At 63.0% G+C, this 22,992-nt stretch carries 16 protein-coding genes; 8 read left to right on the forward strand and 8 right to left on the reverse strand.

Annotation, left to right across the window (positions count from 1 at the left end; translation table 11 throughout):
• Positions 1-319: 319 nt before the first annotated feature.
• The 5 genes from H7688_RS16745 (at position 320) to H7688_RS16765 (ending at position 12,178) form a co-directional block, all read left to right on the forward strand.
• The gene (locus tag H7688_RS16745; protein WP_183362350.1) at positions 320-2,866 is read left to right on the forward strand and encodes a PAS domain-containing hybrid sensor histidine kinase/response regulator; all 2,547 of its coding nucleotides are present in this window, start codon (positions 320-322) and stop codon (positions 2,864-2,866) included.
• Positions 2,867-3,132: 266 nt separating this feature from the next.
• Entirely contained in the window at positions 3,133-5,835 is a 2,703-nt protein-coding gene (locus tag H7688_RS16750) for a UPF0182 family membrane protein (RefSeq protein WP_183362351.1), read from the forward strand.
• A gap of 240 nt (positions 5,836-6,075) precedes the next feature.
• Positions 6,076-8,775 (forward strand): cation-translocating P-type ATPase, encoded by a 2,700-nt coding sequence (locus tag H7688_RS16755; protein WP_183362352.1) that lies wholly within the window; start codon positions 6,076-6,078, stop codon positions 8,773-8,775.
• 162 nt (positions 8,776-8,937) lie between these two features.
• Positions 8,938-11,448, forward strand: coding sequence for a glycogen/starch/alpha-glucan phosphorylase (locus tag H7688_RS16760; protein WP_183362353.1), 2,511 nt, complete (start codon positions 8,938-8,940; stop codon positions 11,446-11,448).
• A gap of 235 nt (positions 11,449-11,683) precedes the next feature.
• On the forward strand, positions 11,684-12,178 hold the full coding sequence (locus H7688_RS16765; RefSeq protein ID WP_183362354.1) for a chemotaxis protein CheW: 495 nt from the start codon (positions 11,684-11,686) through the stop codon (positions 12,176-12,178).
• Positions 12,179-12,466: 288 nt separating this feature from the next.
• Here H7688_RS16765 and H7688_RS16770 read toward each other — a convergent pair whose 3' ends face one another.
• The 7 genes from H7688_RS16770 to H7688_RS16800 form a co-directional block, all read right to left on the reverse strand.
• A complete protein-coding gene (locus tag H7688_RS16770) occupies positions 12,467-14,026 on the reverse strand; it encodes a Ppx/GppA phosphatase family protein (protein ID WP_183362355.1) in 1,560 nt (519 codons plus the stop codon).
• Positions 14,023-15,000 (reverse strand): CHAD domain-containing protein, encoded by a 978-nt coding sequence (locus H7688_RS16775; protein WP_183362356.1) that lies wholly within the window; start codon positions 14,998-15,000, stop codon positions 14,023-14,025. Before H7688_RS16775 ends, H7688_RS16770 begins: the two co-directional genes overlap by 4 nt.
• Before the next feature lie 51 nt (positions 15,001-15,051).
• Positions 15,052-15,573, reverse strand: a complete 522-nt coding sequence (locus tag H7688_RS16780; protein ID WP_183362357.1) for a helix-hairpin-helix domain-containing protein — start codon at positions 15,571-15,573, stop codon at positions 15,052-15,054.
• Positions 15,574-15,599: 26 nt separating this feature from the next.
• Positions 15,600-16,112: a SixA phosphatase family protein gene (locus tag H7688_RS16785; RefSeq protein ID WP_183362358.1), complete on the reverse strand. Its 513-nt coding sequence runs from the start codon at positions 16,110-16,112 to the stop codon at positions 15,600-15,602.
• Positions 16,113-16,368: 256 nt separating this feature from the next.
• Positions 16,369-16,980, reverse strand: coding sequence for a hypothetical protein (locus H7688_RS16790; RefSeq protein ID WP_183362359.1), 612 nt, complete (start codon positions 16,978-16,980; stop codon positions 16,369-16,371).
• Positions 16,981-17,051: 71 nt separating this feature from the next.
• On the reverse strand, positions 17,052-17,294 hold the full coding sequence (locus tag H7688_RS16795; RefSeq protein ID WP_308470310.1) for a hypothetical protein: 243 nt from the start codon (positions 17,292-17,294) through the stop codon (positions 17,052-17,054).
• 69 nt (positions 17,295-17,363) lie between these two features.
• Entirely contained in the window at positions 17,364-17,609 is a 246-nt protein-coding gene (locus tag H7688_RS16800) for a DNA-binding protein (protein ID WP_183362361.1), read from the reverse strand.
• Between the two features lie 270 nt (positions 17,610-17,879).
• Between H7688_RS16800 and H7688_RS16805 the strand changes: the two genes are divergently transcribed.
• The 3 genes from H7688_RS16805 to H7688_RS16815 all read left to right on the forward strand — a co-directional run bounded on the left by H7688_RS16805 (position 17,880) and on the right by H7688_RS16815 (position 21,800).
• Positions 17,880-19,172: an amidohydrolase gene (locus tag H7688_RS16805; protein ID WP_183362362.1), complete on the forward strand. Its 1,293-nt coding sequence runs from the start codon at positions 17,880-17,882 to the stop codon at positions 19,170-19,172.
• Between the two features lie 413 nt (positions 19,173-19,585).
• Positions 19,586-20,890 carry an Nramp family divalent metal transporter gene (locus tag H7688_RS16810; RefSeq protein ID WP_183362363.1) on the forward strand — a complete coding sequence of 435 codons (1,305 nt, stop codon included), beginning with the start codon at positions 19,586-19,588 and terminating at the stop codon, positions 20,888-20,890.
• Positions 20,891-20,894: 4 nt separating this feature from the next.
• The gene (locus H7688_RS16815) at positions 20,895-21,800 is read left to right on the forward strand and encodes a universal stress protein (RefSeq protein WP_183362364.1); all 906 of its coding nucleotides are present in this window, start codon (positions 20,895-20,897) and stop codon (positions 21,798-21,800) included.
• A 160-nt stretch (positions 21,801-21,960) separates the two neighbouring features.
• Here the strand turns inward: H7688_RS16815 and H7688_RS16820 are convergent, their stop codons facing one another.
• Complete coding sequence (locus H7688_RS16820) at positions 21,961-22,878, reverse strand: DUF2950 domain-containing protein (RefSeq protein WP_183362365.1); 918 nt, start codon at positions 22,876-22,878, stop codon at positions 21,961-21,963.
• Between the last annotated feature and the right edge of the window lie 114 nt (positions 22,879-22,992).

Here is a 22,992-nt window from a genome sequence, read left to right on the forward strand (position 1 = left end):
GTGGGGCGGAGGTGGGCCGGCGGGGTTTCGCTGCCGGGCCTACGTATACATCCCACACTATCTTTCTTCTAGAGCATTATTGTCAAGTACTTTCGCATGCTGCAATGTCGTCAGAGTGCTCCTCCGGAGACTCCTGCTTCTGTCAACCAGACCGCTACCGATTCGTACAGTGATATTGTGAAAGGTGGCACATGAAGTAATTGAAGCGGGCTAGTACGTGCGGTAAGAACGTTACTACAGAGTTTACTCCTGAACACATGTGTGTTAGTCTCGCCTAACTCATCCAGCACCATAGACCGATTCATCAAGGTAGCGCAGCATGGACCGACTCGTCGAAAAACTGTGGACCTTCGTGAAACACGGCGCCCCTGAGGTATCGCTGGAAATCCGCTTCTTTCGCTTGACCTGCCTGACGGTGTCCTTTGTCTCCCTGGTCCTGGTCCTCCCCATCAACCTGCTGCAGGACCTCTCCCCCTACCTCAACCTTATCGTCGCCCTTTACGGGTTGGCCACCGTCTTTGTCTATTACCGCTCCTGGCGTGGCAGCCATCATATCGTCGTGTTCTACCTGCTGACCCTGGCGAGCCTCGCCCTGTCCTGGTTCCTGAATGCCGGCTCGGTCGGCAGCATTGGCTATTACTTCTTCGCCTGCACCATGTACCCGGTGATCTTCTTCAGGGGACGCGTTCGGCAGGGGATGTTCCTTCTCCTGGTAATGGTTGTGAGTCTGCTCCTGGTCCTCGACTTCTACGAACCGCAGCTCTCCTTACCCTACAAGAGCGCGATGGACCGGTTGCTCGACCTTACCACCGGCTTTTCCTTCAGCGCCCTCATCTTTGCCCTGGTCTTCTGGGTGGTGATCACCACGCTCGAGCGGGAACTCGACGAGCGTCGCAAGGCGGAGGCTTCAGCCCGCAAGGAACGGGACCGCGCCCAGGGGTACCTGGAAACCGTGGAAACCCTCATCGTATCCCTGGACACCGAAGGGCATGTCAGCACCGCCAACCGCAAGGCGTGCGAGACCCTGGGCTACCAGGAAAGGGAGTTGCTCGGCAAGGACTGGTTCAGCACCTGCCTGCCGCAACCGCTGGGGCGTGAGCGTGCCGAGGTCTACCGCAGGACCATGGATTCCGGAACGGCCACGGAGGTGGCGCACCTGGAGAGCCCGCTGCTTACCCGGGGAGGGGAACTGCGCCAGATCGTCTGGCACTACGCGATCCTGTACGACGAGAAGGGGACCTGCCTGGGGGCGCTCGGCTCCGGCGAGGACATTACCGAGCGCAAGCAGGCCGAGGAGGCCTTGCGCCAGAGCGAGCAGGCCTTGCGGCTCAAGTCGGCGCTCCTCGAGGCACAGTCCGACGCCACCCTGGACGCGATACTGGTGGTGGATAACGACAAGCGGGTCGCCTTCCACAACCGGCAGTTCCTCGAGGTGTTCGAGGTGCCGGCGTCGGTACTCGACGGACCCGACAACTCCGCCCTGCTTAAGCACGCCCTCGGTCTGGTGCGCCACCCGGATCTTTTCCTCAAGCGTGTCCTCTATCTCTACGATCACCCGTGGGAAACCAGCCGGGACGAAATCGAACTGAAGAACGGCCGGATCCTCGATCGCTACTCCGCCGCGGTGCTCTCCAAAGACGGCTACTGCTACGGCAGGATGTGGACCTTTAGGGACGTGACCGAGCAGCGGCGCTACGAATCCGAGCGGGTCAAGATCGAGAAACTGGAATCGCTCGGCGTACTGGCTGGCGGCATAGCCCACGACTTCAACAACATCCTGGCCGGCATCATGGGTGGAATCAGCTTCGCCCAGGAATTCATCTCCCAGGATCACCCGGCGCACCAGCCGCTCGCGACGGCCGAACTCGCCTCGGTGCGTGCCGCAGATCTGGCCCGGCAACTGATCACCTTCGCCAGGGGAGGCGACCTGGTTAAAAAGCCGGTCTCGGTCCAGCAGGTCGTCGAGGAGGCGGTCTCCTTCGCCCTGCGCGGTTCCAACGTCAAGGGGAGCATCACCATTCAGGAGGCGCTGCACCCGATCCACGCCGACGAGGGGCAGATCGGGCAGGCGATCTACAACCTGATCCTCAACGCCAAGCAGGCCATGCCGTGTGGCGGGACGGTGACGGTCAGTGCGCGCAACGAGACGCTCGGCCCCGACAACCCCGACGGGCTGCCCGCCGGCGAGTACGTCAGGGTGAGCTGTGCCGACCAGGGGTGCGGCATCAGCCAGGACGACCTGGTGAAGATTTTCGACCCTTACTTCACCACCAAGAGCTTCGGCACCGGCCTGGGGCTCGCTTCGGTTTACTCGATCGTCAAGAAGCACGGCGGGAGCATCTCCGTCGCCACCGAGCCGGGGAGCGGGGCCACCTTCACCATGCTGCTGCCGGCCAGCACCGCGTCGAGCACCCCCTTGTCCAGTCAGCCTCCCCCGCAGGAGTTGCTGAGCCATCCGGGCGGCTCCATCCTGGTCATGGACGACGAAGCCCTGGTTCGCGATCTCGCCCGGGAGATGCTGCGCTACGTGGGGTACCAGGTCACTACCTGCGAAAACGGCAGCGAGGCGCTTGCCCTGTACCAGGCTGCCAAGGGGGCGGGGAGCGCCTTCGATGCCGTCCTGATGGATCTCACCATTCCCGGCGGGATGGGGGGGAAGGAAGCGGCAGAACGCATCCTTGCCTACGATCCCGACGCCTGCCTCATCGTTTCGAGCGGCTACTCGAGCGATCCTATCATGGCCGATCACCGTGCCTACGGCTTCCGGGGTGCGGTTGCCAAACCGTACAAAAACCGGGAACTCTGGCAGTTATTGAGCTCGCTTTTGGGAGAGGGGAGGCCGGCCGGACCGCAGGGGCATGGCTAGGCGTGCGGTCCTTCCTGCCCCTCTTTGAGTAGGCGAGGGAGCAAGAGCTCCTACCTAGGGTCGGTATCGGTTGAACTTCGTGGATAATATTACTGGTCGTTATTCTCACAGGACGCTTGCCGGTCAGGTCACAACTGTCATAATGAACCAGTCGCGGCTGTGCCAGCACAGGATGGCCGTAGCATCGAATCGTATCCGCATCCTTTTAGCCTGGTGCACCTTTGGCGCAGCCGGGCCTTTTACTGCAATGACACCGGAGCTACCCCATGTCGAAGAAAAACCGCTTCGTCGCCCTGCTGATCCTGCTGGCCGTCGTGCTCCCCTTTGGCAGCTCCCTGGTCAGTCTCTTTACCGACTGGCTCTTCTTTAACGAGACCGGGTACCGAGCGGTATTTCTCACCAATCTCGGAGCGAAAGGCGTTGCCGCCGGCGGCTTCGGTCTGCTGTTTTTGCTGGTTACCCTCACCAACATGCATTTCGCCAACCGGATCCAGTTTCCCCTGCGCGGCGTCTTCCCGCTGGGTGGGAACCTGTACCGGTTGAAAAACGACGAAGCCGCAAAACTGGTGGCGCCGCTGAGCGTCCTGGCGAGCGTACTGTTAGCGGTTCTCGCCGGGAAGTGGGGAAGTTTTCAGTGGCAGAACCTGCTCCTTTTTTCCAACGCGGTAACGGTCGGAACGCCTGACCCGGTCCTGCGCATGGACCTTGGTTTCTACCTGTTCCAGTTGCCGCTTTTGGAGCAACTGCGCGACTTTGCCGGGGCCCTCTTTCTCGCCAACTTCGCCCTTACGGCCGCGGTCTACTACCTGCGTGGCGGCATCACCCTCGGGGTACGCGGCGTCGGCATCGACGCCAAGGTGCAGCGGCACCTCGGACTGTTGGCCCTGCTCTTTTCCCTGGTGCTGGCGGCCGGCTTCGCCCTGGGCGGCTTCCGGCTCCTGATCTCCGGGCACAGCAGTTTCCAGGCGGCAGGTTATACGGATGTAAACGCCCGGCTGCTGACCTTCCGGGTGCTCACCTGGCTCACTCCGCTTGCCGGGGTTGCCTGCGCGGCCGGGATCTGGAAGGGGAAGTGGCGCTTTTGCCTGGCACCTGCGGCCTTTATCTTCCTTCTCTTCGTGGCGGGCATCGGCGTTTTCCCCGGCATGCTGCAGAAGTTCAAGGTGGCCCCCAACGAGCTCGACCTGGAGACTCCGTACCTCGCGAACCACATCGAATTTACCCGGCTTGCCTACGGGCTGGACAAAATCGAGACCATCCCCTTCGACGTCGACCAGAAACTCTCCGCCGCCGACATCGCCACCAACCAGGCGACCATCAAGAACATCAGGCTCTGGGATCACGCGCCGCTTCTCAAGACCTACGGTCAACTGCAGCAGATCCGGACCTACTACAAGTTCTTCGACGTGGACAACGACCGCTACCAGGTGAACGGCCAGCTTACCCAGGTGATGCTCTCGCCGCGCGAGCTCTCCTATGGCGACCTTCCCAGCCGGAACTGGATCAACGAGCACCTGATCTTCACCCACGGCAACGGTCTCGCCATGGGGCCGGTGAGCCGGATCAGCAAGGAAGGGCTTCCGGAGTTCTTCGTGAAGGATATTCCCCCGGTAAGCCTCGCCGACATCAAGATAACCCGACCCGAGATCTACTACGGCGAACTCTCCAACGACTACGTCATCGTGGGAACCAAGGTCCCCGAATTCAGCTACCCGACCGCCACCGGCAACAGCAACACGGTGTACCGCGGCAAGGGGGGAGTCCCCATCGACTCCCTGGCCACGAAGCTCCTCTTCGCGGTGCGTTTCGGGTCGGAAAAAATCCTGCTCTCCTCGGACATCACCGCGCAAAGCCGGATCCTCTACAACCGCAACGTCGCCGAGCGGGTGCGCAAACTTGCCCCCTTCCTCGCCTACGACTCAGATCCCTACCTGGTGGTGAACCAGTCCGGCGGGCTCACCTGGATGATCGATGCCTACACCCATTCGGACCGCATGCCGTACTCCCGTCCGCTCAAGGACGGCACCAACTACCTGAGGAACTCGGTGAAGGTCACCGTCGATGCCTATGACGGCAGCATCACCCTGTACGTGAGCGATCCCAACGAGGTGCTGGCCAAGGTGTACGGCCGGATCTACCCCGGGATGTTCCGTCCGCTCTCCGCCATGCCCGAAGACCTGCGCCGGCACATCCGCTACCCGCACCAGTACCTGGGGCTGCAGGCCGCCGTCTTCGCCGCCTTCCACATGACCGACCCCAAGGTGTTCTACAACAAGGAGAACCTCTGGGAAATCCCGACCCTCGGCGAGAAGCCGATGGAGCCGTACTACACGGTGATGAAGCTTCCCGGCGAGTCGCGCGAGGAGTATATCCTGCTACTCCCCTTCACCCCCTCAAAGCGCGACAACCTGGCGGCCTGGCTGACGGCACGCAACGACGGCGCCAACTACGGGAAGATCCTCGCCTACACCTTCCCGCGGGACCGGCTTATCTACGGCCCCAAGCAGATCGACGCCCGGATCAACCAGGACGCCTTCATCTCGCAGCAACTCACCCTCTGGAACCAGCGCGGCTCGGAGGTGATCCGCGGCAGCATGCTGGTCATCCCGATCGAGAAGTCGCTGCTCTACGTGCAGCCGCTCTTCCTTACGGCGGACAAGGGCGGGCTTCCCGAGCTGCGCCGGGTCATCGTGGCCTACGGCGACCAGGTGGTTATGGAGGACACCCTGGAACTCGCCCTGCAGCGGATCTTCGGTGGCAAAGCCGAGTCTGCCGCGCTGCAGCCGGCAGGTACGCCTCCGGGCACGGCTGGTTCGCTCCCACCGCTTGCCGGTGGGGGAGCAGGCCTTGGAAAAGAGGCGCTCGCCCTCTTCCAAAAGGCGCTTACCCTGCAGCGCCAGGGTGACTGGTCCGGCTACGGCGAACAGCTGCGCAAGCTCGAAGATGTGCTAAAGCGCATGGCCCGCTGACCGGGTATCCGCGCCCTCGAAAGGTACACCCCGGTGTCCGGGAACGCTGTCCAGTCCCCTCTCCCCTTGCGGGAGAGGGGACTGGGTGAGGGTGCCACATCATTGGAAATGGCAGCTTCACCCACCCCCCGGCCCCCTCCCGTCAAGGGAGGGGGGGATTCCTCGTTCTGACGCTCCGGGGGTAATAAGGACGCGCCCCGCTGACCGTTGCCAGCCCAACCCGCTGTTTCTGGGGGATCTATGCCCAAGGAATCGCCGGAGTCCGATACTTCCCCGCAGTGGCACACCCTTGATGCCGACGAGGTCTGCCGCCTGCTCGACAGCTCCGCTGCCGGTCTGAGCGGCGCCGAAGCCGGCAGTCGTTTCGCTGCGTACGGTCCCAACCTTCTGAGTTCCCCCCAACGCATCTCCCCCTGGCAGATCCTTCTGGAACAGTTCAAAAACGTCCTGATCGTCATCCTTATCTTGGCCGCCGGTCTCTCCCTGTTCCTGGGACACGGTGTGGAATCGGCGGCCATTGCGGTGATCGTCGGCTTTGCGGCCCTGCTTGGGTTTTTCCAGGAGTACCGGGCGGAACGGGCGCTGGAAGCCCTGCGCGAGATGGCGGCTCCCACGGCGCGGGTTCTGCGCGATGGCGAGGAGTTGGAGGTCCCGGCCCAAAGCCTGGTGCCGGGCGACCTGGTACTCCTGGCGGCCGGTGACCGGGTTCCTGCCGACATCAGGGTCTGCGAGGCGATGAACCTGCGCACCGAGGAATCCTCCCTGACCGGAGAGTCGCGGGCCGTCCCAAAGTCCTGCCAGGTACTTGCCGGTACGCTCCTGCCGCTTGGGGACCGCAGCAACATCTGTTTCGCCGGTACGACGGTGAGCTACGGGCGGGGTAGGGGGGTGGTGGTCGCCACCGGGATGGCCACCGAGTTTGGCAAGATTGCCGGACTCCTGCAAACCATCACCACCGAGAAGACGCCGCTGCAAAAAGGGCTGGACCGGGTCGGGATCCTGCTGGCCCGTGCCGCCTTGCTCGGTGTGCTGATCATCTTCGGGCTGGGGCTCTTGCGCGGCGAAGACTGGCTGGAGATGCTTCTCTTTGCCGTTGCCCTGGGCGTTGCCGTAGTCCCCGAGGCGCTCCCGGCCGTGGTGACCATCTCGCTCGCCCTGGGGGTCCAGCGCCTGGTACGGCGCCACGCCCTGATGCGCCGACTCCCCGCGGTGGAAACCCTGGGCTGTACCTCGGTCATCTGCTCGGACAAGACCGGGACGCTCACCCGCGACGAGATGACGGTGCGCTCGTGCCTGGCCGCCGGCACCTGGTATCAGGTAAGCGGTGCGGGATACCAACCGGTGGGCGATTTCCTGCAGGACGGCTCTCCTGTCCTGCCGCCGGAACCGTTGCTCGCCGTGCTGCGGGCCGCGGTTCTTTCCAGCGATGCGCGCCTGCTCGGTCCCGACCCCGACGGGCAATTCCGCGTCAAGGGGGATCCTACCGAAGGGGCCCTGGTGGTGGCCGCGGCCAAGGCCGGGATCGACGCACGCCTGCTGGACACCGAGTCCCCGCGCCTGGACGAGATCCCCTTCAGCTCCGAGACCAAGCGGATGACCACCCTGCACCGTGACGCCCGGGGGAGTTTCGCCTGTGTCAAGGGAGCCCCGGAAGTCCTGCTCGACGCCTGCAGCCGGGTTCGGACGGCGGATGGGGAGCGGGAGTTGAGCGACGCGGCTCGGGAGGAGCTGAAGGAGGCGGCGCGGCGCATGGCGGGCGAGGCCTTGCGCGTGCTCGCGGTTGCGCGACGTGCCGGGGGGCGGGAGGACGCGGAGCGTGGCCTCACCCTGCTCGGGCTGCTGGGTATGAGCGACCCGCCGCGCCCGGAGGCGGCCGAAGCGATACGTACCTGCCGTGAGGCCGGTATCCGCCCGGTCCTCATTACCGGAGACCATCCGGTCACCGCGTGTGCCGTGGCGCGGGAGCTGGGACTGTTGCGGGAGGCGGGGAGGGTGCTCACCGGGCCGGAACTGGAGACCCTGGACGACCGGGAACTGGACCGCACGGTGAGCGAGATCGACGTCTACGCCCGGGTGGCTCCGGCGCACAAGCTGCGCGTGGTAGCGGCCTGGCAGCGCCAGGGGCAGGTGGTCGCCATGACCGGTGACGGGGTGAACGACGCACCCGCCCTGAAAAAGGCTGACATCGGTATCGCCATGGGGATCACCGGGACCGCGGTCAGCAAGGAAGCGGCCGCCATGACGCTTACCGACGACAACTTCGCGAGCATCGTCGCCGCGGTGGCCGAGGGGCGGGCCATCTATGACAACATCCGCAAATACCTGATGTACCTCTTGAGCTCGAACCTGGGTGAGATCGGGCTGATGGCCGGCACGCTCCTCCTGGGACTGCCGCTGCCGCTCAGCGCGGTGCAGATCCTCTACGTGAACCTCGCTACCGACGGCCTGCCTGCGCTGGCGCTTGCCGTGGACCCGGCCGACCGTGACCTGATGCGTCGACCGCCGCGCGACCCGCAGCACGGCATCTTTAACCGAGCCGTGGTCACCCTGATGCTGGTGGGCGGTGGCTGGTCGACCCTGGTCAACCTGCTGCTCTTCGCCTTGGCCCTCGGTGCCGGAAAGCCCGCCTCCGAGGCCCGCACCATGACCTTCGTCTCCCTGGTCCTCATCGAGTTCTTCAAGGCCTACCACTTCAGGTCCGACCGTGCCTCGGTGTTTCGGAACCCCTTCGCCAACCGCTGGCTCAATCGCGCCATCCTCTGGGAGCTGGTTTTGCTCATGTGCGTCATCTACCTCCCGCTGCTGCAAGCCCCCCTGGGAACCTACCCGCTCCCGCTGCGGGACTGGCTGATCGTCACCGGCTGCGCCCTCTCCATCGTGCCTATTTTGGAACTCGCCAAGTGGTTTGCGCGCCGGGGGAGTTTGGGTGACCTGTCATGAGTATCCCGCAACCTCTTGTTATTAGAAATTCTTTTGCTTTTGAAAATGGAAAAACTAGGTACACTGTACGGGTCGAAATTCCAGGGGACGCAGCTGAGGAGCCTGATCCACCGTGAATGGGGAAAGGCCGCTGCGCTTAGGTTCCCGCGCCAAGGAGTCACAATGTTCGATAAGAAGAAGCACAAGACCATATACAGCCCGGGCCTCACCGACCTGCCGCCACTCCCCATGGACGTGCCGGGGTTGATCCAGGATTTCCGCCACCACTACGCCCACCACCTCGGGCGCGACAAGTACAGCCGGTCGCCGCGCTACCACTACCAGGCCCTGGCCTACACGGTCCGCGAGCGCCTCATGGAGCGCTGGAGCGCGACCCGCTACGCCTACCACGATTCCGAGTGCAAATGTGGTTACTACCTCTCCCTCGAGTTCCTGATGGGACGTGCCCTCGGGAACGCGCTGTTGAACCTGGGGATCACCGACCGCGCCTCGACCGCGCTGTTACAGCTGGGGATCAAGCTGGAAGACCTGGCCGAGCAGGAGATTGATGCCGGACTCGGCAACGGCGGCCTGGGGCGCCTGGCGGCCTGCTTCCTGGACAGCTGCGCCACGCTGCAGCTGCCGGTCATGGGCTACGGCATCCGCTACGAGTACGGCATGTTCCGCCAGCGCATCGTGGACGGGCGCCAGGTCGAAGAACCGGACCACTGGCTGCGCGATGGAAATCCCTGGGAGGTGGAGCGCCCCGAATATTCGCAGCGGGTGCACTTCCAGGGGCGTACCGAACTCTTCGTGCGGGCCGATGGCTCCACCGGGCGGCGCTGGGTCGACACCCGCGACGTCATCGCCGTCCCGCACGACATCCCGATTCCCGGCTACCAGAACGGCACGGTGAACACCTTGAGGCTCTGGAAGGCGGCCCCTACCGATATCTTCGACCTGGGCGAGTTCAACGCCGGGAGCTACCCGGAATCGGTGGCCGCCAAGAACGAGGCCGAAAACATCACCATGGTGCTCTATCCCAACGACGCCAGCGAGAACGGCAAGGCGCTCAGGCTGCGCCAGCAGTACTTCCTGGCTTCGGCGAGCCTGCAGGACGTCATCGAGCGCTGGCTTGCCCTGAACCGCCACGACCTGACCGGTTTCGGCGAGAAAAATTGCTTCCAGCTGAACGACACCCACCCAAGTTGCGCGGTCCCCGAGCTGATGCGGCTTTTGCTGGACGAGCACGGTCTTGGTTGGGACGAGGCCTGGAGCATCACCTCGCACAGCATGGCCTACACGAACCACACCCTGCTCCCCGAGGCGCTCGAGAAGTGGCCGGTGAACCTCTTCCAGCAGCTTTTGCCGCGCCTTTTGGAGATCATCCTGGAGATCAACGCGCGCTTCCTGGCCGAGGTGGCCCAACGCTGGCCCGGCGACAACGACCGGTTGCGCCGCATGTCCCTGGTGGAAGAGGGGCCGGTGCCGCAGATCCGCATGGCCTACCTCGCCATCGTGGGGAGCTTCTCGGTAAACGGCGTGGCGGCGTTGCACTCCCAGCTCCTCGCGCAGGGGTTGTTCCGCGATTTCTACGAATTGTGGCCCCACAAGTTCAACAACAAGACCAACGGAGTCACGCCACGCCGCTGGCTTGGCTGGTGCAACCCCGAGCTTACCCGGCTTATCGCCGAGAAAATCGGGGAAGGGTTCATCGCCCACCTGGAGCGGATCCAGGAGATCCTCAAGTTTTCCGACGATGCCGAGTTCCGGGACCACTGGCACGAGGTCAAGCAGATGAACAAGGCGCGCCTTGCCGAACTGGTGCAGGAGAAGTGCGACGTCGAGTTCCCGATCTCCTCGCTGTTCGACGTGCAGGTGAAGCGCATCCACGAGTACAAGCGCCAGCTTTTGAACGTGCTGCACGTGATCCATCTCTACGACCGGATCAAGCGCGGCGACACCGCCGACTGGACCGACCGCTGCGTGCTGATCGGCGGCAAGGCGGCTCCCGGCTACTACATGGCGAAGCTGATCATCAAGCTGATCAACAACGTGGCGAGCGTGGTGAACAACGACCCCGAGGTAGGGAGCCGGCTCAAGGTCGCCTTCCTTCCCAACTACCGGGTCACCGCCATGGAGGTGATCTGCCCGGGAACCGACCTCTCCGAGCAGATCTCCACCGCAGGCAAGGAGGCCTCCGGCACCGGGAACATGAAGTTCATGATGAACGGCGCCATCACCATCGGCACCCTGGACGGCGCCAACATCGAGATCCGCGAGGAGGTCGGCGACGAAAACTTCTTCATGTTCGGGATGACCGCCGAGCAGGTCGAAGAACTGAGGCCGCACTACAACCCGGCTGCGATCATCGCCGGCGACCCCGATCTATTCCGCGTCATGCAGCTTCTGCGCAGCGGTCACTTCAACATGTTCGAGTCCGGCATCTTCGACCCGGTCATCGATGCCATCGGCAATCCGCACGACCCCTGGATGGTGGCGGCCGACTTCCGCAGCTTCATCCAGGCGCAGCGCAGGGTGAGTGACGCCTACCGGGACCGGGAACGCTGGACCCGCATGAGCATCGTCAACACCGCGCGCAGCGGCAAGTTCTCCACGGACCGCACCATCACCGAGTACAGTAACGAGATCTGGAAACTCACCGCGGTGCCGGTTCCGCCGAAACGTACCTGATCACTAACCCATCATCGACCGCGGGGCCCGCAGCCCGGTTCCCGCGGTCGATCCTCCCCCCGCTGGTTCCTCAGACACCTGGCCCTTCTCGGGTAAGACACCTCTTACAACTTCATCCTCAAGATTTCCGGGAACCTGCCGATAGGTGACCCAGGTGAGCGGTGCGGGAGCTCGACAGGGCCCGCTCGTCTCAGACAACCAGCTTATGTGCAGGAACGACCTGCAGGAGGAATTCATGTCACGCGCCATCGTACCGCTTGTAAAAGGTGAAACTCAAAACGAACTGATCCAGCTGGTCAGCTTCAACCTGGGGGCCGAAGAGTACGCCGTCGAGGTACTCAAGGTTCGCGAGATCATCAGGATGACCGCGATCACCCATATTCCGAACACCCCGCCGAGCATCGAGGGGATCATCAACCTGCGCGGCAAGGTCATCCCGATCGTCTCCCTGCGCAGCAGGTTCAACATGATGGGATCCGACAGCGACCAGCACACCCGGATCATGGTGATGGACATCGACGGCAAGCTGATGGGCTTCATCGTGGACGGCGTGTCCGAGGTAATCAGGATTTCCAGCGGGGAGATCCAGCCGCCGCCGGCGATGGCTGCGGGAGGGATGGACCAGGATTTCATCTGCGGGGTGATCCAGCGTGGCGAGCAGCTTTTGCTCATGCTGCAACTGGACCGCATGTTCTCCGGCGAAGAACAGGACGCCTTCAGCTCGTTCTAGGGAACGTTGCCGAGGTGCAAGGAAGGTCGAATACCTTTTAACGCTGGGCTGCCAGCTGTGGGGTGCTGATCACTCGACTGTACTAGATGCAACCGCACACGGGTCCCCCCCAACCGGAGGGGGCTCGGGGGTGGGTGAAGCTGCCAGCTCCGATGAAATGGCCGTTTCCCCCTGTCCCTCTCCCGCAAGGGGAGAGGGGACCAAAGAGGCCCCGTACCCTCATTTTCTCGATTAAAAGAGGCCCCGGAAAAGCTCCGGGGCCTTTTTGCGTTACGGGCGAATGCCGTCTCAGGCCTCTTCCCCCTCGGACTCCACACCGGGTGCCTCGAGGACCAGCTTGAGGTCGAAGGCCATCTGGAACAGGTCGTTCTTGGCACGGGCCCCGAAGAGTTCCACCGAGATGTCCTCCTCGCCCTGCAAGGTGAGCTTCAGGGTGTGCTTGTCCAGCTGGCAGTCGAGCCCCTGTACCACCGAATTGCGGCGCCGGTCCAGGCCGTCGCACAGGCGCACGATGCCGCCGAAACGGGACACCAGCGCCCGATCCGCAGCCGGAAGCCGCATGTACGGCTCGTGCTTTTTCTTGGGGAGGGCCTTGCGGTGGTAACGCGCCATGTTGGCGATCAGCTCGCGCTCCCGCGGCGTGAAGCCGAACAGGTCGGCGTGACGGATCAGGTGGTAGGAGTGCTTGTGGTGGCTCGAGTAGTTGATGAAGTAGCCGACGTCATGCAGGAGTGCCGCGGCCTCCAGAAGGCGGCGGTCCTTTTCGGTGAACCCGTAGCGCTTGGCCAGCGCGTGGTAGATCTCCAGGGCGAGTCGGGTCACCTGCAGGCAGTGGGGCTCGTCGAAGTGGCAGGAACGCCCGAACTCCAACAGCGAGGCGCGCCAGGAACGTGCCGTTTTTTCCCCCGGTAACAGCTTCAGCTTCTGAAGGCCGCGCAGGATGAGCCCCTCGCGGATGCCACGCTCGTTCACCTTCAAAAGGTTCACGCCGAAGAAATCCATCAACTCGTCGACCACCGTCACACCCGCCACGATGATGTCGGAGCGGTCCGGGCTGAGCCCGGGAGTGGAGCGGCGCTCCTTGTCACTCTTTCGCACCAGGCTTGCCAAAAGGTGGACCACTTCGGACCGTAAAAGCTCATAGCCGTGGCTGGAGTCGTAGTTCTCGCGCCGGGTGGCCATTACCATGGCGGCGATCGAGGTGATGGCGCCGCCGGAACCTACCAGGCAGTGCAACGAGCTGCGCTCCTCGGTGGAGAAAGAGGCTTTCAGTGCCTTGCGGATGTGCTTGCGAAGTTTCTGGTGCTCCGGTTCGGTCACCGGGTCGCTCTTCAGGAAGGTCTCGGTGAGAAACACTGCACCCAGTTCCAGGGAGAGGATTTCCTCGATGTGGGTCCCCAGGGCGCTGATCAGCTCGAGGCTGCCGCCGCCGATGTCGAAGATCAGGTGGCGTACCCCGTCCAGGTCGAAGTTGTGAAAGGCACTCAACGCGGCCAGCTCGGCCTCGGCTTCTCCGCTGATCACCTCGACCTCAATGCCGACCTTCTCCTTGATTGCTTCGACCAGCGCGGGACCGTTCAGCGCCTTGCGCATCGCGCTCGTGGCCACGGCCTCGATACTGCGCACCTGGTAGCCGTCGATGATCTTTTTCTGGCGGGATAGGGCGGTCAGGGCGCGGTCCCAGGCAGCCGGCGAGATGCTCCCGGTCTGGTTTAGTCCCTCGCCCAGGCGAACCGTGACTTTCTCGTCGTCCAGTATCTTGTACTTTCCGGAAGCCGCCACCTCGATGACGATGCTGCGGATGGAGTTGGTGCCGATGTCGACGGCTGCCAGGCGGTTTTGTTTCACAAGGCCCTCCTTGCCCTGGTTCCTATCGCGTCCACGGAGATATCGTCCAGCTTGTGCCGGAATTCCGCGAAGAGCCGGCTACGGCGGGCGGTAATTACCCGCAGCACCTGTTGCTGACCGGTGCCGTCTGCGACGCGGTTCAGGGCGAGCTCGGCGAAGACGTCGAGGTCGTGCAGCTTGCCGAGCACTTCCTGGTACCCCTTGAGCGCGGCATGCAGTAGGTCGTACTCGCTGGTGAACAAGGGCTCCAGGATCTCCAGGCGGTAGCGCAGCCGTTTGACCGCAATGCGCAGCCGGTGCTGGGCCCCGGCGTTGGCCTCGAAAAGCGCCTGGGGAAGCAGGTCCGCTACCGAAAGGGCGCGCGCGGCGATGGCCTCGTCGGCAAAGCGCACCAAGGGCTGGAAGGGATCGGTGCGCTGGTTGCCGAATAGCTCGGGTGCGGAAAGACCCTCCCGGATGGCCCGCTTCAGCGGGGTCGCCCGCAGGTCACCGAGGTCCTTCTCCAACTGCTGCCGGGCAGCTTCGCGCTCTTTTTGCAGCTGGGCAACCAGCAGGTCGAGTTCGGTTTGGGCTGGCTCCCGTTCGGCAGGCGAGAGGCCGTTGAAGAAAAGGAGCGCCTCGTCGGTGTTGCGCAGCTCCCCCAGGATGCCGGTCACCTGCTTCACCCGCTTGCGGATACGCCGCACCGATTTCTCGGGAAAACAGTCTCCGAAGAGTGCCAGGGCCTCGCGCAACCGCCGCGAGGCGACTCTTAAGTCGTGGATATCCTCGGCATCGAAACCCTCGGCCACTTTGCGCCAGCGCTTGAAGAACTCCTTGGCGTGCGCCGCCGTCATCTCGCGCGCCGCGCTCCAAAGCGGTGCCTGTCCCGGCGCCGCACCGCGCGATTCACGGGGTCCCGGCGCGGGGGTGGCGTGCTGGGGACGCAGCCTGGTCTGCACATGCGGATCTAGTGTCGATGTCGTGGTACGCATTTAAAAACTCCGGGACGCTGGGGCAGGGCAGGGGAGGCTGCCGGCTGACCGCTACAGCGCCTTGATCAGCGCCTTACGCGCCTTTTTCAGCCTCTTGTGCACCTTTTTCAGGCTTATCCCGTCGAGATCGGTCACCCGTTTCTCCACCTTGTTCAACGCCTTGGCGGCACGTTTGGCCCCTTTCTTGCCGCCGTCACCGAGACGGCTCAGGGCGTCGTCGATGCGCACCAGGTCCCCCGCCAGCTTTTTCCCCTGCTTTCCGGCAAGCCGGTCGGCAAACTGCTCCCGGGTCTGCTCGGCCAGGGTTTGCATGCGCTCCTTCACCTGTGCCAGGCGCTGTTGAAGCGCTGCACTGGAAGAGGGGGGCTGCTCGGCGCTTGCTGCCGTGAGCTGCTGGGCCTGCTCCAAAAGGGAGTCGATCCGGCTTGGGCTGATGCCGGATACCTTCCGAAGTCCCGGCTCACCGGCCTCCACCATGGCGGAGAAACTGCCGAGGCCTGCCTCGTTGAGGCGCTGCGCCAACACCTTTCCTACTCCCCTGAGCTGTAACAGATCGTCCGCTGGTTCCGCCATGAAACTGGTCCCCCTTGTGTTCGGGATCACTCCTGGTTCAGGTGTTTGAGCGCCTTGTTGCGCGAGTCGAAGAGATTTCCCTTGCCGTCCACGAACTGCCGGAAGGCGGCCTCCCCCTGGGCCGTCAGCTTGAAGGTAACGGTAGCCCCCTTGTCCAGGGCGCAGGGGGTATCGGTATCCAGAAGCACCCGGGTGACCTCTCCGAGTTCCGGCTCGTGGCCTACCAGCGCGATCTCCCGGGCATCCGGGTGCTCCTCAAGGAGCCTGCGCAGTTGCGGTGCTCCGAACCCGTGGGCCAACAGGTCGGTGAGCTGGAGCTCCTTTTTGAACTTGAGTGTCTGGGCCAGGATCTCTGCGGTCTGGACAGCACGGATCAACGGGCTTGTCAGTATCAGGTCGGGATCGATACCCGAGATTTTAAGGGTGCGGGCTATCTTGCGGAAGCGGACGCGTCCCCGGGGTGTCAGATAACGGTGCTGCTCCTGTACTTCCGGCGTCCGCTCGATCGCTTCTGCGTGTCGTACCAGATGGATTACCATACCAGGCTCCCGTAGTTCGGCAACTGTCCCAGGACTCTGTCTGCGCGGTAGTTGTCAGTCTCCCGACTCTGAGATAAGCACTGGCCAATTGTAGCATGGGAACGGGAGGAGGGAAGCAAAGGAAGCAGAAACGGAGGGAAAGGGGAATTCAGAGGGAGATGCCAGATAGAGAAATTCCCGCACGGACCCCTTTGCTGATAGTCAGGTGCCGGCGGGAATGGTTAAAGAAAGAGATCATGGACCATGTGGTAACGTACTAGATATACGAAAGATCCTGTGTAACAAACTTTTCGAGGTTTTCCCGTATGGCCTGCACCACCAAGTCGGAGGGAACCGAACCGCCGACGCCGCGCAACCAGAAGCGGTCCGCCGCGGTCTCCCCCAGGGTTTCCACGGTAAGCTTCACGGGGAACAGGCAGCGCATGCTGAAAAAGTCGAGCAGGTCGCCCAGAAAACCGAGACGGTCAACGCCGCGTATCTCGATGTAGAGGCTCCCCTGGTGCCTGCTGCACGGTTCGATCTTCAGGTCGCGCAGGACGATGGGGGCCAGGGCCTGGTGCGAAGGCTCGGTGTTGGCGAGCGCCACGTAGTCGAGGCTCACGGGGTCGCAGGTGGGGCGCGCGGCCTTCAGCTTGAAACTTGCCTGCCAGGCGTAAGCCGTGATCTTCTCTGCCTGTCCATTGACGATGCCGATGCGGTGCAGGGCGAGCGCTGCTGCCAGGCGTCCGAGCCATCCCGGCGAGAGGAAGCCCTTGAGGGTCAGGGTATAGTCACCGGGCTGCAAAGCGCTCGGTGTAATGTCGAAGGTTACGTCCCTGAGGCCGCCGGTAAAGGTTTCCCTGGTGTCGTTCAGGGCAGCGTAAAACATGAAACTCTCCTTTGAGTAGGTATGGATCGCATCGTTGCATTGAGGGCGGCCCTGCTGCTCCTCGAAAAACCTCAAAGCTCCAGGAAATCGCGGGTGGTGCAGGACAGGTAGCGGAAGACCTCGCCCCGCGTGGTAATACTGCGGGGAAGTTCCTGGTTCATCAGGTCCTCGATGAGGTGCAGCACCCGGGCGTCGCTACTACCCAGGTCGTCCATCACCGCCTCCAGCATGGGAAGGATGTCGTACAGGTCGTCACGATCGAACAGGGCTGGATCGTCTTTCCCCTGGAATTTCGCCTCGTGCCGGGTTGTCACTGCCCGAGGGTACTTGTACTTCAAGTCCGAAGGCTTGATGGAAATCCGCATGGTGTGTTCCTCGCGGTGCTAGCTGTCGTAGTGGCAGCCGCAGGTGCCTGAGTTGCAGCTGGTTTTGCAGGAAGGGACCAGTTGCACACGTGCGCTTTCCGGTTCAACCCCCGCGAGGGAACTCTGGTAAATCCACCAGTTCCCTTCGACCAACTCGCCTTTAAGAACGCCCTGCTTTACCAGCATGAGGATGCGGGTCTCGGTGGTCCCCAGCTGCCGGGCGACCTCGGAGAGGGAGAATAATGCCTCGTTGTCAACGGTCATGGTGTGCCCCCTTGGGTTGGTCTGGTTTTTTCATGTTCATGGAACGTGCCAGAGGCCCCCGCCAGGGGAAAGTGCCACCCATGCGGCAGTTATCCACCGGATGCCATCTAGTTCTGCTGCCTCTGCTGCCTATTTATTAACCGCCCTGCCCGGTATCCAAGCAGGGCAGCGATGACCGGCGACGCTACTTTCCTGTGGCTTCCGGCTCCGGCCTGAAGTAGAATGTCGCTAATTTTCCACGACGATCACCTTCACTTCATGAGTACCTCTATGCTGAATTCCTACAATCTGGAACAACTGGACCGGCTGGTGCGCGCTGAACTCGGCTCGCTGGTCGACTGCTACAAGAAACTGCACGCCAACCCGGAGCTTTCCGGATACGAAGAACAGACCTCGGCGTTTTTGGCCCGAGAGCTGCGCGCCTGCGGCTACCAGGTGACCGAAGGGGTGGGAAAGTATCTGAAAAACCCCTGGCGTGGCCATGGCGTCCTTGGCCTGTTGGTCAACGGTCCGGGTCCGGTCGTGCTGGTGCGTGCCGACCTGGATGCCCTGCCGATCGAGGAACAGACCGGGCTTCCCTATGCCAGCCGGGTAAGGGCTCAGCGGGAAGGGGAAGAAGTGCCCGTCATGCACGCCTGTGGTCATGACCTGCACGTCACCTCGCTCATCGGCAGCGCGCGGGTGCTGGCCCGTCTGAAGGAGAGCTGGCGGGGGACCCTGGTCCTGGTCGGGCAACCGGGAGAGGAGGGGGGCGGCGGGGCGCAGGCCATGCTGAACGACGGGGCCTACCGGCTGGTACCCCGGCCCGACGCAGCACTCGCCCTGCATGCCACGGCGCAACTGCCGGCCGGTCAGGCTGCCTGTGCCGCGGGGAACTTCATGGCAAGTCTCACCGAAGTGGAAGTTACCCTCTATGGCGTGGGCGCCCACGGCTCGGCACCGGAGCGGGCCAAGGACCCGGTGGTCATGGCGGCGCAACTGGTGCTCGCCCTGCAGACCATCGTAAGCCGGGAACTGAGCCCCCTGGAACCGGCCGTGGTGACTGTCGGCTCCATCCACGGCGGTAGCGCAAGCAACATCATCCCGGACCAGGTTCGGCTGCTGCTGAGTATCCGCGCCTATGACGACACGGTGCGTGACGGGATCGTGGCCTCCATCGAACGGATGGCTGCGGGAATCGCCCTGGCCGCCGGCGTCCCCGCAGAGCAGGCACCCCGGGTGGTCCTCCGGGTAGCCCATCCTGCCAACTACAACGATCCGGAGCTGACCGGCCGGGTCACCGAGGCGCTCAGGCTGGTGCTGGGGACTGACCAGGTGCACCAGGCGCCGCCGGTGATGGCCAGCGAAGACTTCGGTTACTGGGGCTTGAACCGGGAAATCCCGACCTGCATGTTCTGGCTGGGCGCCGCGGATCCCGAGCTTTTCCGCAAGAGCCAGGAAAGCGGTGTGCCGCTTCCTTCGCTGCACTCCCCGTTTTACACGCCGCTGCCCGAGCCGACCCTCTATACCGGGGTCCGGGCCACTGTCGCCTCCGTGCTCAACCTGGTAAACCAGACTCGATAGGCTGGGTCTGTCATTTTCAGGAAGAGGCGAGGGCGCTTCGATATCGGATAAAATCCACTGTCAAATTTCGCAGAGTCGGCATCAGGGGAGGCGCAGACACGACTTGATATACATGCCTCCCGGGTATCCCAGATAACCAGCAACTTAGAACCTGAAACCTGCAGTGTTGAATTATGACGGCCTGCAGCAGTCAGAGCCTTACGTATCGCCTGATTCCATTCCCGGTTTTTCCTGTTAGACTGTCTGCTGTTCTTGATCTTATATCTGCCAGGCAGTGACTCTTAGCTCCTATGTTGTCTGGAAGAGTCGTTTTGAGGCAGAGCATCACCGAACTGACAGTACATGGTCGCACCCATCACTACATCCAATCCGTCGAGCGTTTATCGTCCGGCAGCTACCAGGAAACCCCAGAGATGAACGAGCCAGGACCCGATAGCCTCCCCAAAGCCTCCGACGCCAAGACGGTCGAAAACGCGCTCAACGTCCTGGGGAGCCGGCAGAACAAGAACCTGCTGGCCCGACTCCTTCCGTTCCTGGGTCCCGCCTTCATAGCCAGCGTCGCCTACGTTGATCCCGGTAACTTCGCCACCAACATCCAGGGAGGGGCCCAGTTCGGCTACCTGCTGCTCTGGGTTATCGTGGCCTCGAACCTGATGGCGATGCTGATTCAGACCCTTTCGGCCAAGCTCGGTCTGGTGACCGGTACCAATCTGGCAGAGCATTGCCGCGAACACTTTCCCAAACCGGTGGTCATCGGGATGTGGGTGGTAATGGAGATCGTGGCCATGTCCACCGACCTGGCCGAGTTCCTGGGTGCCGCGCTCGGCTTCCAGTTGCTCATGGGGGTGCCGCTTTTCATCGGCGCCCTGTTGACAGGGCTTGCCACCGTGCTGATCCTCGGCCTGGAGCGCTTCGGCTTCCGGCCCCTGGAGGCGGTCATCTCGGCCATGGTCGCCCTGATCGCCCTCTGCTACCTCCTGGAAACCACCATCGTACGCCCGGATCCCATCCAGGTGCTGCACAGCATCTTCGTGCCGCGCTTTGCAGGAGCTGAGAGCGTCTTTCTCGCCTGCGGGATACTGGGTGCCACCGTGATGCCGCACGCCATCTTCCTGCACTCGGCCCTCATGCAGGGGCGCATCGTGGTACGCGACCCGGCCCGCCTGAAGAGCCTGTACCGGTTCGAAATCGCCGACGTGGTGATCGCCATGGGGATCGCGAGTTGCGTGAACGCCGCCATGCTCATGATGGCTGCAACCACCTTTTACCAGACCGGGCACACCTCGGTAGCTACCATCGAGGAAGCCTACCGTACCCTGGAGCCGCTCATGGGCAGCGCCGCCCGCTGGATCTTCGGGCTCTCCCTGCTGGTTTCCGGGCTCTCCTCCTCGACCGTGGGGACCAGCGCCGGGCAGGTGATCATGCAGGGCTTTTTGAGTATGCACATCCCGATCTGGATCCGTCGCCTGGTGACCATGGCACCACCGCTTGCCGTCATCGCCTGGGGGCTTGACCCCACCCGCACCCTGGTCGTGAGCCAGGTGGTGCTCAGTTTCGGGCTCCCCTTTGCCGTTATTCCACTGGTGATGTTCACCTCCCGCAGGGATATCATGGGCGATATGGTCAACCGGCGCAGCACCACGGCTGCCGCGGGTTTTATTGCCGCCATCATCGTCGTTCTCAATATCTACCTGATCTACAAAACCGTTGCCGGGTGAAGCCATGTTCAATCACATCCTAGTACCCATCGATGGATCCCTGCTGGCCGAGGCCGCCTTGCCTGCCGCCGCCTACTGGGCGGAGAAGCTGAAAGCCAGGGTCACCCTGATGCACGTCATCGAGAAGAACGCACCGGACGCGGTGCATGGCCAGGCGCACCTCAAGCATCCCCAGGATGCCGAACGTTACCTGAAGGACCTTGCCAAGCGCGCCTTCGCCAAACGGACCCCTATCGACTGTCACGTGCACACCAACGAGACCGACGACGTCGCCGGGTGCATCGTGGAGCATGCCGAGGAACTTGCCCACGACCTGGTGATCATGTGTTCCCACGGTCGTGGTGCTGCGCTGCACCTCTTTATGGGCAGCATCGCCCAGAGCGTCATTGCCCGCGGTTCCCAACCGGTCCTGATCACCCACCCGGACCAGGAGGGGAAACCGCCTGCTTTTTACTGCAGGCACATCCTGGTCCCCATGGATGACGATCCCGAACACGCGGAGGCGCTCCCCATCTCCAAGGGGCTTGCGCGGGTGGCCGGCGCAACCTTGCACCTCGCCGCGGTGATCGAGCAGTTCGCCTCGCTTTCCGGCGACAAGGCCGTGGCCCGACGCCTGCTGCCAGGCACCACCTCGAGGCTGCTGGAACTGGCGCGCCAGGACGCCGAGCACTACTTTGAGGAGCTGGAAAGGGGGTTGCGTGCCGAGGGATTTCAGGCGAGCGCCCATGTTTTCCGGGGGGATCCCGCCAGTGTCATCGTCGAGGCTGCCGCCGCTGCCAGCATCGATCTCATCGTGTTGGGGACCCACGGCAAAACCGGCATGGACGCCTTCTGGTCCGGTAGCGTGACCAACCGGATCGTCAGCCTGTCCCGGATCCCGCTCCTGCTGGTCCCGGTCGGCAAGGGTTAGGCCGCTGCGGGGATGGTTCCCTCTACCCCTTGTGAGAGAGGGGCGGGGTGAAGGGGGGGACCGATGACCTGACTCTGAGCGCAGGTGCTCCTGTCCAAACAACAAACGCCCACCGGCATGCGTCGGTGGGCGTTTTTGCATCACGGGGGAGAGGAAGTGGCTATTGCCCGACCAGTTTCCAGCTCAGGTCGGGATTGTAGGCGTCCATCTTCTTGACCAGTTCTGCAGTCTTGGGGCCCAGGTTCTTCTGGTAGACCCGGCCGCGCTGGTTCACGATGAAGGTCATCACGCCGGAGACCCCCCAGCGGCTTGGATAGGCGATCAGGGCGTGGCCTGCAACCATGTTGCCGTTGATCACGTAGCTGAACTTGCCGCCGGGAGCACTCTTACCTTGCTTTTTCAGGATCTTGAAAAAGTAGCCGTGGAAAGGTCGCCGCCCCCCCTCGCCGGGCTTACCCGGGAGGAAGTACCCCTCCTCCTTGGCCTTGGCAACCAAGGGACCCAGCGGGCTCGGTTTTTCGCCGGCAATCGTGGGCCAGTACAGCCCATTGTGGCGCCCGGGACGACTGATCAGGTGCTGGGCGTACTTGGGGATCTGGTCGCCGTCGGGTTCCGACATGTTGTAGTACTCGCGCTGGGCGTCCACGTAGCTTCGGCAGACGTTGATGGCCAGAAGCTCGTTGTGCCCGATGCGCCGGGTCAGGATCTCCTCGCGCCCCTGCTCGGTGTCGAAGATCCAGCGCTCGCCCGTTTTAACCAGCGGGATGGGGAAGGGCCACTTCTCGTCACCGATTTTCACGATGACCTTGGCAGCTCCCTGGGGCTCCAGGGTGACCGCTTCGCCGACCTCGTGGGCGAAGTCCTCGAACTCCGCGGCCTGTTCGACCGCGTCGCCCGGTTCCAATTCACGCTGCACCGGTCCGAAGATGGCGGCTAACTCGGCATGGTTCTTCGCCTGCACCGCGGTGACCAAGGCCTGGCGCGCCTCCTCGGGGGAGGAGAAACTGCGCTGGACGGTACCGGCACTGGCCGCAGCCAGGGCTGCCGCCGGCAGCAGCGCCAGCATCAACAGGCCCATTGCACCCCAGAAGCCCTTCTGTAACTGTCTCGCTCTAATGCCCGGGTTTATCATGGTTTTATCCTTGTCGCTTAAGACTCGCCGTCGTCTGGCGCCTGGTCGAAAATGCTGCGA

The sequence above is a fragment of the Geomonas limicola genome, from assembly GCF_014193675.1.
In the GTDB taxonomy this organism is placed as follows: Bacteria; Desulfobacterota; Desulfuromonadia; order Geobacterales; family Geobacteraceae; genus Geomonas; species Geomonas limicola.